The organism is Bacteroides luti (assembly GCF_900128905.1).
GTDB classification, from domain to species: Bacteria; Bacteroidota; Bacteroidia; order Bacteroidales; family Bacteroidaceae; genus Bacteroides; species Bacteroides luti.
In genome coordinates this window covers 1-11,585 of the sequence record NZ_FQTV01000019.1, presented here as the reverse complement: position 1 = coordinate 11,585, position 11,585 = coordinate 1, and the positions used below count along the sequence as shown (strand labels likewise).

Here is an 11,585-nt window from a genome sequence, read left to right as displayed (position 1 = left end):
TTATTTCCTTTCAAACTTTAGATTTATTTTTCCCACATAGACTCCATTTCTCCACATCTGTGTTACAGGAACCTCCTTACCATCTAAATTTTTGTAATATACAGGAGTTTCAATAAACGAATGAGAATGTCCTCCTAATATTAAATCAATATTATGTGTTTTTGCTGCTAATACTTCATCACAAACCGGATTATTTTCTGAAGCTTTCCACCCCAAATGAGAAAGACAAACCACCACATCACAACGTTCATTCTTTTTCAAATATGTTGCGACCTCATTTGCTACATCATAAGGTTCAAAGTAAACCACCCCTTTGCACTTATCGGCCTGAACCAATCCTTCCATTTTGGGACTTAATCCAAACACTCCAATTTTCAGGCCTTTACGTTTAATAATTATATAAGGTTTAACCAAGCCATCAAGCACAGTACCCGTAAACTTGTAGTTAGAACAAACAAATGGAAATTTCGCCATTTTAAAAAGACGAGCCATATTCTCAAGTCCAAAATCAAACTCATGATTTCCAATCGTTGCTGCATCATATTTCATTTCGTTCATCAACTTGATTTCCACCTCTCCTTTAAACATATTGTAATATGGAGTTCCCTGAGAAAAATCACCGCAGTCGAACAACAAAACATCCTTATCCTCTGCTCGAGCCTGCTTTATATAAGAAGCTCGCCTAACAAACCCACCTTTATCTGCCTGAGATTTATTAGCATCGTTTTTGCTTATAGGTTCAACACGACTGTGAGTATCATTGGTATGCAATATAGTAAGCACCTTTACACGCTGAGCAGAAAGGTTAATGCATAAGATTAGCGATATTATTATAAAAAATGTTCGTTTCATTGTATTCCTTTATTTCTTAATCTGAATTCTACCATCCAGACTGGATGTAATTACTTCACTTTTTACCGTTTTTTTCTTCACATAATCAAGAACAATATGACGAAGAACTGCCCCTTCAGGACAAACACGTTTTTCGGCTTTCAGGAAAGACCCTAAACCATCATTCCCCTCTGCTAAGTAATCAATAGTTGCCACAGTATAAATTTTATCCTTATCAATTTTTTCACCTCCAACTGTAGCATCAATTAATTCGGCATTAGATGGAGCAGAAATCAGAAGCTTCACATTGCTAACCCCCTGTCCTCCTACTTTTGCAATATCGCTAAATAATGAAATCAGATCTGTTCCTTTTAGACTAACAAGACAAAGAGAATTCTCAAAAGGCAGAATTTCATAGATAGTACCAAATGTTATATCACCTTTTGGAAGATTACTTCTTAGCCCTCCAAAGTTAATAACAGCAAGATCAGTTTTTTGTCCGGGTAAAGTATTTGCATATTCACGAAGAACATCTGCCACCAGGTTAGAGAGAAGACTCTCAGGACGTCCAGAGGTCATATCCACTTCACAGGTTCCAATCACCGGCGACATAATACTATCTACTTTTGCTTTATAAGGAGCAAAAACAGCAACAGCCGCATTATCTTGCTTTGTGTCGTATTCAGAATTAATTTCAACACTATTACTTTGTATGCTTGCCAACTGATAAACTGAATGGCATGACGAAAAAAAGAGTAGCCCTGACAAGCAGAGCATTCCTATAGATTTATTTATCCCTAAATATCTCATAATAAACATTATTTATACCGTCAAATATATATAATTTTTCTTAGATATTTGGCTATCCAACAAATAATTCGCATCTTTGCACCGCTTTCGCGCAATCGCTGTCAAAGAAGAGTTACTTGATATGTTGCGTTGTAACGATAAAACATTTTAAAAAACAAAACAATGGATTTTATTAAAATTGCAGAAGAAGCATTTGCTACTGGAAAACAGCACCCAAGCTTCAAAGCTGGAGACACTGTAACTGTAGCTTATCGTATTACTGAAGGTAACAAAGAACGTGTACAGTTGTACCGTGGTGTTGTTATCAAGATTTCAGGTCACGGAGAAAAGAAACGCTTTACTGTTCGCAAAATGTCTGGAACAGTTGGTGTAGAAAGAATCTTCCCAATCGAATCACCATTCATCGATAGCATCGAAGTGAACAAAGTTGGTAAAGTTCGTAGAGCTAAATTATATTACCTTCGTGCTCTTACTGGTAAAAAAGCTAGAATCAAAGAAAAAAGAGTTATCACTACAAACGCTTAATTCTCTGTTTCGAAATAAAAAAGAAGAGGAATTTGCTTTTGCAGATTCCTCTCTTTTTTTTATCATTCCAATGAATAAATTCAGGTAGTTTTAAGCAATTTCTTCGCCTTCTACGTATTCATCCAGAAACAAGTTATCTCCATCAAATACAGCGTACGAATAAAAGTTTATCCAGTCGCCCAGAATTGTTACGCGTGCAGAAGACGATAACATCAAATCAAGCATGATATGGCGGTGCCCATAGATAAAGTAGTTAATTGTGGGATGAGATTTAAGATACTCTTTGGTATAAAGAACCAGGAACTCTTTGTCCTCACCCATATAATCAGGTTCTTTACCATCTATACGTTTCAAACGGCTCTTTTTTGCCCAGCTCAATCCCAATTCAACACTCCATCGGGGGTGCAAAGCCGAAAACATTGTTTGTAAAGTATGATTGTGAAACATTTTCCGGAGCAATTTAAACGACTTATCAGGATCACCAAGTCCATCTCCATGCGCCAGATAAAACTCTTTTCCAAGTATTTCTGTAGTTATGGCTTTACGATGAAGAATCACGCCGCATTCTTTTTCCAGATAATCACCGCACCAAATATCATGATTACCAGTAAAGTAATGTATTTCTATCCCGGCATCAGTCAATTCCGATATTTTTCCCAGAAAACGTGTATATCCTTTTGGTACGACTAATTTAAACTCGTACCAAAAGTCAAACATATCCCCCATCAGATAAATTGCAGCAGCATCGTGGCGAATACTCTCAAGGAAGTTCACCAAACGACGCTCTTGTGTACGGCTATGTTCTATAGCACGTGATCCAAGGTGAGCATCCGAAAGGAAATAAACTCTTTTCTTCATCACACTTATTTAAAGAAATCCTAATTCCAGTTTAGCTTCTTCGCTCATCATATCTTTGTCCCATTCCGGTTCAAAAACAATGTTAACCGTAGCAGAAGTTACTCCTTCTACAGATTCCACTTTTTGGCGAACATCTTCTACTATAAAATCCACAGCCGGACAATTTGGAGCAGTAAGCGTCATATCGATAACAGTATCACCATTATCAGCTACATCAATCTTATAAATCAAACCGAGATCATAGATATTAACCGGAATTTCCGGGTCATATACAGTCTTAATCATCTCGACAATCTTTTCTTCTATTTCAAACTTCGTCATAATCAGTTATTTTAGTACTGCAAAGATAAATATTAAGAATTAATCTCCAAATTAAAAACGACCTTCGTCAACATAGCTGTAATAATGCCCATCACAAACTATAAGATGATCGGCCAGATTTATATTCATATACTCACCGGCTTGTCTCATCTTTGATGTAAGTTTATCATCCTCCTTACTAGGACGAGTATTACCAGATGGGTGGTTATGGCAAAGAATAATGGAAACAGCACGTTTAATCAAGGCTTCCCTAAGCACACATCTCACATCAACAGAAGTTTCACTTATACCACCCGAACTGATTTTCACTTTATCAATCACTTTGTTCGACTGGTTCAGTAATAACACCCAGCACTCTTCAGTAGGTAAATCGCACATTAACGGATGCATCAGATTGTAAACATCAGTAGAGCAAGTTACCTGATTACGTTCCGTTATTTCTGAAAGTTTTCTTCGTTTTCCAAGCTCAGAAGCCGCGCAAATAGAAATTGCTTTCGCCGGACCTATACCTTTAAAAGTGCATAAATCTTCAACCGTCAACTTTCCCAGTTCGTTTAAATTATGATTGCATGAGGCCAGCACTCTGCGCATCAGTTCCACAGCTGTCTCCTCTGTATTACCAGAACCTATAAGAATAGCCAGAAGTTCGGCATCGGTCAAAGCCCCTATACCTTTTTCCAGCATTTTTTCTCTGGGACGATCTTCTTCTGCCCATTGATTAATCGTTAGTTTTTCTTTCATTGTTTTTCATAGAGATAAAAAAAGCACGGATTCAACAAGGAAACTTCCTACCTGAATTCGTGCTTCTTTAAAATAGGTTTGTATTTTTATTTATAAAAGTTCTTTTCAAATGCAGAAAACTCATCTTTCTTCAGCACTACTCTTTTCCACCATGCTCTGATAAAACCAGAACCATATCCTGTAAGCTGAATAAAAGAGGCTATAATAGAAATTGCCCCAATCTTTATGCTCTTATTCTGAAAAGAAGAGTCAAGCAAAATAATCAATGCATAAAAAAGAATTGGAATTAATCCCCAGAAGGAAAAGCAGCAAACAGCCAGCAAAAATAAAAGTCCTGCTGTAAAAGCTGCAGGCAAAAGATGAACCAGTTTTAATGATTCGGGATATTTTTTAAATAAGTTAATGCGGGCTATACCTGAATTATGCACCTGTTTAAAGAATTTCTTCAAATCGGTGCGTCGTTTATGATAAACCCACGCATCCGGAAATAACCGGCATTTATAATTGTTCTTGAAAATGCGAATGCTAAAATCAATATCTTCTCCAAAACGCATTTTAGAAAATCCCTCCAAATTCATATAAACATCCCGCTTTACTCCCATGTTAAAGCTGCGAGGATAGAATTTATCGAGCTTCTTTTTCCCGCCACGTATACCACCAGTCGTAAAGAAAGAGGTCATAGCGTAATTTATCGCTTTTTGCATATCCGAGAAAGATGCATCTGCACGGTCGGGACCACCAAAAGCATCAGCATGGTCCTTTTTCAGTTCAGCTTCAACAGCATCAAAATAACCTTCAGGTATTATGCAATCCGAATCAAGAATAATCAGATAATCACCTTTACTACGTTCCGCACCAAAATTACGAGTCTGGCCGGGACCGGAATTTGGTTTAAAGAAATATTTAATATCCAGACTTTCCCTAAACTTGTTTACTATTTCTTCACAAGGCACAGTAGATCCATCCTCTACAACCAACACTTCAAAATTAGTAAAATGCTGCTTCGTGAGACTAACCAAAAGTTCGTTCACTTCATCGGGACGATTGTATACGGGAATTATTACGGAGTAGAACATAGTTAGATTTGTATATAACAAAATCCCCTCAAAAAGAGGGGATTAAAAAATATTATTTGCTTAAAGATTAAGCCTTAACACGACCTTGGTAAGAACCGTCACGAGTATCGATTTCGATTATTTCACCTTCGTTGATAAATAAAGGAACGCGAACTTCAGCACCAGTTTCAACAGTAGCAGGTTTTGTTGCGTTTGTTGCAGTATCGCCCTTAAGTCCTGGTTCTGTGTAAGTTACCAAAAGCTGAACTTTTACAGGAACTTCTGCAAAAAGAACTGTTTCAGTTGAAGCATCAGAAACAACTTCTACGATCATACCTTCTTTCATGAAATCAACACCTGTGATTAAGTCATGAGCGATAGGAGCCTGATCATAAGTTTCCTGGTTCATAAAAATATAGTCGTTACCTTCTTTATATAAGAATTGGAAAGGACGACGTTCCACACGAACATCTTCAAGCTTTTCACCGATATTAAAACGGCGCTCAAGAACACGACCAGATACAACGTCTTTCAACTTTGTACGCATAATAGTGTTTCCTTTTCCTGGTTTTACATGTAGAAATTCGATACAGAAATAGAGCTTTCCGTCCATACGGATACAAGTTCCGTTTTTGATGTCTTGTGAATTGATCATACTTTTATTTTTTAGCTATTTATATATTTATTATTTTGTTCTTTTATTCATTTCGGGTGCAAAAGTAATCTAAATAGATAAAAAACACAAAATGTTTTGACTAAAAAAGGTTTATCTCTTGGTTAATATAAAAAAAGTCTCTATTTTTGCATCCCGATTCAGACTATCAGAATAATAACAATAAAATATATAAGTAATGAAAAGAACATTCCAACCCTCTAACAGAAAGAGAAAGAACAAACATGGTTTCCGTGAAAGAATGGCTTCTGCTAATGGTCGCAGAGTTTTGGCTTCACGTCGTGCTAAGGGAAGAAAGAAATTAACCGTTTCTGACGAATACAACGGAAAATAATTAGAATCTTCAAATAAGAGATTAATAAAAGAAGTAAAGGTTTGCGTTAGAACCTTTACTTCTTTTGTTTTTTATATTATCTTTGAGCCGCAATTTAAAGACAATATATAAATAGCATATGACGATAAAACAATTCTTTTCTTTCAAAGAGAATAAATACCTATGGTGGAATGTGATAGCAATGATTGTTCTTGCCGGCCTGCTAATATTTCTTGTCCTAAAAGGTATTGACATCTATACCCAACATGGAAAATCGGTTCTGGTTCCCAATCTGAAAGGATTAAATGAACAAGAGGCACAAATGATGCTAAGAAACCGCGGGTTGGATTGTATAGTAGTAGACTCAAGCTATGATAAAAATAAAGTCTCTGGTTGTATTCTGGAGCAAAACCCATCAGAGGGTCAACATGTTAAAGAAGGACGAGTAATTTACCTCACCGTTAATTCTTTAACAATGCCTATGCAAACTATTCCCGACGTAGCAGATAACAGTTCTGTTCGTCAGGCCACTGCAAAATTAATTTCCGCAGGATTTATACTAACTGCCAATGAATCTGTAACAGGAGAACGCGACTGGGTTTATGGAGTTAAATATAACGGCCGACAATTAATGCTTGGTGAAAAAGTACCAACCGGAGCAACTCTTACATTAATGGTAGGAAATGGTACTAAAGAGACTATACAAGAAGACACCATAAATATGGATGATGAGTTTAGTAACCCCGAAGCAACTACAGAACCGGGAAAAGAACCTACTACCGAAGATTCATGGTTCTAAAGAATAAGCTAATGAAAGATTTTCTGGACGAAATAGAAGATATTGACGAGATTGAAGATGTAGAACAGACTGAATCGGAAATTGGTTCCGGCGAGCTCTATGAACATTTTCGTGTTATTGTAGATAAAGGTCAGGCACTTACCCGAATAGACAAATATTTGTTTGAACGGATTGTAAATGCTTCGCGCAACCGTATACAGCAGGCTGCTGAAGCCGGATGTGTAATGGCTAACGGAAAACCGGTAAAAAGCAACTATCGGGTAAAGCCATTCGATGTGATTACGGTAATGATGGATCGTCCTCGTTATGAAAACGAGATTATTCCAGAAGATATTCCTATTGATATTGTTTACGAAGATAATGACCTTATGGTTGTAAACAAACCGGCTGGACTGGTTGTACATCCCGGTCATGGAAATTATCATGGCACCTTGGTTAATGCAATAGCATGGCACCTTAAAGATAATCCGCAATATGATGCCAACGATCCACAGGTTGGATTAGTTCACCGTATTGATAAAGATACTTCCGGACTTCTTGTTGTTGCAAAAACACCGGATGCAAAGACTAATTTAGGTTTGCAGTTTTATAATAAAACAACTAAACGTAAATATAATGCGCTGGTTTGGGGAACTGTGGAACAAGATGAAGGCACTATTGAAGGCAACATTGCCCGCAATCCTAAAGACAGGATGCAGATGGCTTTCTTTACAGACCCTAACATAGGTAAACATGCAGTGACTCATTATCGGGTAATTGAACGTCTGGGATACGTAACACTTGTAGAATGTGTGCTCGAAACTGGCAGAACGCACCAGATTCGTGTTCACATGAAACACATTGGTCATGTTCTTTTCAATGATACACGATATGGAGGACATGAAATTTTAAAAGGAACTCACTTTAGCAAATATAAACAATTTGTAAACAACTGCTTCGATATTTGTCCACGTCAGGCTTTACATGCAATGACTCTGGGCTTTGTTCACCCTAGTACGGGCGAAGAAATGTTTTTCACAACAGAACTGCCTAAGGACATGACTATGCTGATTGACAAATGGAGAGGCTATATTTCAAACCGAGAATTAGAATGAAACGTACTATTGCAATAGTAGCTGGTGGAGATTCTTCAGAACTCCCCGTTTCCCTTCGCAGTGCCCAGGGAATCTATTCCTTCATGGATAAGGAAAAGTATAATCTGTATATTGTTGAGATGCAAGGTCTTCGCTGGGAAGTTCAACTTCCTGACGGGAATAAAGCTCCAATAGATCGCAATGACTTTAGCTTTTTGCTGAATGGCGAAAAGATTAATTTCGATTTTGCTTATATTACCATTCACGGTACCCCAGGTGAAGATGGAAAATTGCAAGGTTATTTTGATTTGTTACAAATCCCCTACTCTTCTTGCAACGTACTTGTTTCGGCACTTACTTTCAACAAATTTTCATGCAACCAATATCTCAAAGGATTTGGGGTGAAAGTTTCAGAATCTGTAATGCTAAGAGAAGGACAATCAATTACAGACGATGCTGTTGTTGAGAAAATAGGTTTACCATGCTTTATCAAGCCTAATCTGGGAGGTTCAAGCTTCGGCGTAACAAAAGTAAAGGCTAAAGAGCAAATTCAACCGGCTATAAAAAAAGCATTCGATGAAGCTAAGGAAGTAATCATTGAAGCTTTTATGCAAGGAACTGAAATTACTTGTGGATGTTATAAAACAAAAAACAAGGAACAAGTGTTTCCTATAACAGAAGTTGTAACTACCAATGAATTCTTTGATTATGACGCCAAATATAACGGACAGGTTGACGAAATTACTCCGGCGCGTTTATCTGAAGAATTGACTAAAAGAGTACAAACATTGACTTCTGCCATATACGATATTTTGGGTTGCTCTGGAATAATACGTATTGATTACATTATCACTAAAGGTGATAAGATTAATCTTCTGGAGATTAATACAACTCCGGGAATGACGGCCACAAGCTTTATACCTCAACAGGTTAGAGCTGCAGGTTTAGACATCAAAGATGTAATGACTGATATTATTGAGAATAAGTTTTAAGAATATGGAAATCACTACTGAGTTTGACGAGATTCGTCCATACAATAGCGAAGAGCTGCCTCAAATATATGAGGAGCTGATTGCTGACCCAGCTTTTCAGAATGCAATAGCTTATGCTATACCAGGCGTTCCGTTCGAAGCTGTGGCAAATAAAATGCGTAGCTGCAAAACATCTTTGGAATTTCAGAAAGCATTTTCCGCTGAATTCTTATGGGGGATTGCAAGGAAGCACACAGACGGACTGACCTTTGACAATTCGGCCCTGACCAATCAGAATCTATCTTATACATATATTTCCAATCATCGGGATATTATTCTCGATTCAGGGTTTCTTTCTATCTTGCTTTTAGATCAAGGGAAAAGTACTGTTGAGATTGCTATTGGCGACAATTTACTAATTTATCCATGGATTAAAAAACTGGTTAGAGTAAACAAATCGTTTATAGTGCAACGCGGATTAAGTATGAGGCAAATGCTTGAGTCGTCTGCCCGCATGTCCCGCTATATGCATTACGCCATTTCCGAGAAAAAAGAATCTATCTGGATTGCTCAACGTGAAGGACGCGCAAAAGATTCTAACGACCGCACACAAGACAGTGTTTTAAAGATGCTGGCTATGGGTGGAGAAGGAGATATTATTGAAAGATTGAAGTCACTGAATATTGCTCCATTGTCTATCTCTTATGAATACGACCCTTGCGATTATCTGAAAGCAAAAGAGTTTCAATTGAAAAGAGACATTGAAGGTTACAAGAAATCTACTCAGGATGATCTTAAAAACATGGAAACCGGACTTTTTGGATTTAAAGGCAAAGTTCATTTCCAGACAGCTCCTTGTTTAAATGAGAAACTAAAACAGTTGGATTCTTCATTACCGAAATGTGAACTGTTCACTCAGATATCAACAGTAATTGATAAGGAGATATACCGTAACTACAAACTATATCCGGGAAATTATGTTGCACACGATTTACTCTCGGGAGAGAATAAGTTTGCCGATCAATATACCACTGAAGAAAAGAACCGTTTTGAGGAATATATTGCCAATCAGCTAGAAAAAATTGATTTGCCAAATAAGGATATTCCTTATCTTAAAGAAAAGCTGCTGATTATGTATGCCAATCCACTGATCAATTCTTTAGTTGCTAATCAATGCGATTAAAAGCCTTATATATTATATTAATTTTCCTCTCCTTTATTTCATGTACAGGAGAGGAAAATTCTTATGTATATCCTTCTGTTAAATTAGAATTTATATCTGCTCAAACAAATGCCTCAGGAAAGATAATTTCTTTAACTACCGATAAAGATGCGACCTATACGGTTGAGAAAGATCGGACAGACAGCAAATTAAGCGCTAATGCCTTACAGCGAATAGTATGTAACTATATTGCAACAGAACCTGCTGATAACTCTCAAAATGCTTCTGCTGTAATTTATTCGTTGATTAAAGCGGTATCTCCCACTCCTGTTAAGCTTGCTTCTGGTGCCCAAATGAAGACTGACCCAGTAGACATTCAAAGCGTTTGGTTAAGCGGTCGCTACATAAATATGACTTTGCAAGTAATGCTGCAAAGCAAAACTCATTTATTTCATTTTATAGAGACCAATACAACGATTAAAAATGGAGTTCCTTCTATTAATCTAACTCTTTACCATGATAAGAACGACGATGTTGAAGCATACACAAAAATAGCTTATCTATCGGTTCCATTAGATAAATACATCCAGCAATATCCTAATGGCTTTAACGTTTCGATGTCCATTCAGACTTTCAATGATGGAGTGAAAACTTATACTTTTACTTACCCCTCTTCTATTATTTAATCTATTAAAAGCCTCTATACTTCTTAGGCCTTTCTTGCTCAGAAACTAATTCTTTTATAAGGTTATCTTTTTCCAAACATGTACATGTTTGGTTCCAATCTTGTACATGATCGGTAGCGAACATGTACATGTTTACTTCAACCTCCCGCCAATAAATGGTTAATGTTTGCCGGGAAATACATTAAACTGATTCCAGCTGACTGCTAATGTTCCTAAGCCTATAATCAGTTGACCGATTAATTCATTAAAGCTGGTATGGGTTGATTTTTGGGGTTTAAAGCCTAAAAGAGATCAGCCACCTTTCCACACAATAAATACATCTGGTTATCAGTAAGATACATTTTTAGATGGTGTACATGGTGTAGATAAATCGTCCTTTTTTAGTTCAGAGAAATAAAGATTTGAAAATTCTGCAATTTGCTGAATTCTTGAAATTTAATCTGTGGAAAGCTAAAATAGTCTTTTTATGTACACCATGTACACCACTTTTTGTGTTAATTAATTCTAATCAAAAATATAACCACCTGATAATATGAGACATATAAAACGACAGGTGGCAGAGGTGGCAGTAAAAAACAATATATTTCGATTCCAGAAATCTTTTTTTGAAAATTCCGCAATTTGCAGAATTTTCAAAATTAATTTTTCAGAAAGGAAAAAAGTATTATTTTACTGCCACCTCTTCTATGTTGTAATCCAAATTATAAGAGTATTATTAATATTTATTATACTTTTTATTAGCTTTGTAATCAGGCAGTTGAAGAGGA

The 11,585-nt window shown here is 36.7% G+C and carries 14 protein-coding genes; 7 read left to right on the top strand and 7 right to left on the bottom strand.

Annotation, left to right across the window (positions count from 1 at the left end; genetic code table 11):
• Positions 1–852: a bifunctional metallophosphatase/5'-nucleotidase gene (locus tag BUC21_RS14380; RefSeq protein ID WP_073403666.1), complete on the bottom strand. Its 852-nt coding sequence runs from the start codon at positions 850–852 to the stop codon at positions 1–3.
• Positions 853–861: 9 nt separating this feature from the next.
• On the bottom strand, positions 862–1,641 hold the full coding sequence (locus tag BUC21_RS14375; RefSeq protein ID WP_073403664.1) for a 5'-nucleotidase C-terminal domain-containing protein: 780 nt from the start codon (positions 1,639–1,641) through the stop codon (positions 862–864).
• Between the two features lie 162 nt (positions 1,642–1,803).
• Here BUC21_RS14375 and rplS point away from each other — a divergent pair, with 162 nt between their 5' ends.
• Entirely contained in the window at positions 1,804–2,166 is a 363-nt protein-coding gene (rplS, locus tag BUC21_RS14370; protein WP_073403662.1) for a 50S ribosomal protein L19, read from the top strand.
• Positions 2,167–2,256: 90 nt separating this feature from the next.
• Here the strand turns inward: rplS and BUC21_RS14365 are convergent, their stop codons facing one another.
• The 5 genes from BUC21_RS14365 to efp form a co-directional block, all read right to left on the bottom strand.
• Entirely contained in the window at positions 2,257–3,024 is a 768-nt protein-coding gene (locus tag BUC21_RS14365) for a UDP-2,3-diacylglucosamine diphosphatase (protein ID WP_073403660.1), read from the bottom strand.
• A gap of 9 nt (positions 3,025–3,033) precedes the next feature.
• Positions 3,034–3,345 (bottom strand): iron-sulfur cluster assembly protein, encoded by a 312-nt coding sequence (locus BUC21_RS14360; RefSeq protein WP_073403658.1) that lies wholly within the window; start codon positions 3,343–3,345, stop codon positions 3,034–3,036.
• Between the two features lie 51 nt (positions 3,346–3,396).
• Complete coding sequence (gene radC, locus BUC21_RS14355) at positions 3,397–4,086, bottom strand: RadC family protein (protein WP_073403656.1); 690 nt, start codon at positions 4,084–4,086, stop codon at positions 3,397–3,399.
• 86 nt (positions 4,087–4,172) lie between these two features.
• Complete coding sequence (locus BUC21_RS14350; RefSeq protein WP_073403654.1) at positions 4,173–5,162, bottom strand: glycosyltransferase family 2 protein; 990 nt, start codon at positions 5,160–5,162, stop codon at positions 4,173–4,175.
• A 67-nt stretch (positions 5,163–5,229) separates the two neighbouring features.
• Entirely contained in the window at positions 5,230–5,796 is a 567-nt protein-coding gene (gene efp / locus BUC21_RS14345) for an elongation factor P (RefSeq protein ID WP_073403652.1), read from the bottom strand.
• Positions 5,797–5,992: 196 nt separating this feature from the next.
• Here efp and rpmH point away from each other — a divergent pair, with 196 nt between their 5' ends.
• The 6 genes from rpmH (at position 5,993) to BUC21_RS14315 (ending at position 10,818) form a co-directional block, all read left to right on the top strand.
• Complete coding sequence (gene rpmH / locus BUC21_RS14340; protein WP_073403650.1) at positions 5,993–6,148, top strand: 50S ribosomal protein L34; 156 nt, start codon at positions 5,993–5,995, stop codon at positions 6,146–6,148.
• A 118-nt stretch (positions 6,149–6,266) separates the two neighbouring features.
• Positions 6,267–6,926: a PASTA domain-containing protein gene (locus tag BUC21_RS14335; RefSeq protein WP_073403648.1), complete on the top strand. Its 660-nt coding sequence runs from the start codon at positions 6,267–6,269 to the stop codon at positions 6,924–6,926.
• 11 nt (positions 6,927–6,937) lie between these two features.
• On the top strand, positions 6,938–8,020 hold the full coding sequence (locus tag BUC21_RS14330) for an RluA family pseudouridine synthase (RefSeq protein WP_394332764.1): 1,083 nt from the start codon (positions 6,938–6,940) through the stop codon (positions 8,018–8,020).
• Positions 8,017–8,991 (top strand): D-alanine--D-alanine ligase, encoded by a 975-nt coding sequence (locus tag BUC21_RS14325; RefSeq protein WP_073403644.1) that lies wholly within the window; start codon positions 8,017–8,019, stop codon positions 8,989–8,991. The genes BUC21_RS14330 and BUC21_RS14325 overlap by 4 nt, the downstream gene beginning before the upstream one ends.
• 4 nt (positions 8,992–8,995) lie before the next feature.
• Positions 8,996–10,153: a 1-acyl-sn-glycerol-3-phosphate acyltransferase gene (locus tag BUC21_RS14320; RefSeq protein ID WP_073403642.1), complete on the top strand. Its 1,158-nt coding sequence runs from the start codon at positions 8,996–8,998 to the stop codon at positions 10,151–10,153.
• Positions 10,144–10,818, top strand: coding sequence for a NigD1/NigD2 family lipoprotein (locus tag BUC21_RS14315; protein WP_073403640.1), 675 nt, complete (start codon positions 10,144–10,146; stop codon positions 10,816–10,818). Before BUC21_RS14320 ends, BUC21_RS14315 begins: the two co-directional genes overlap by 10 nt.
• Positions 10,819–11,585: the final 767 nt, after the last annotated feature.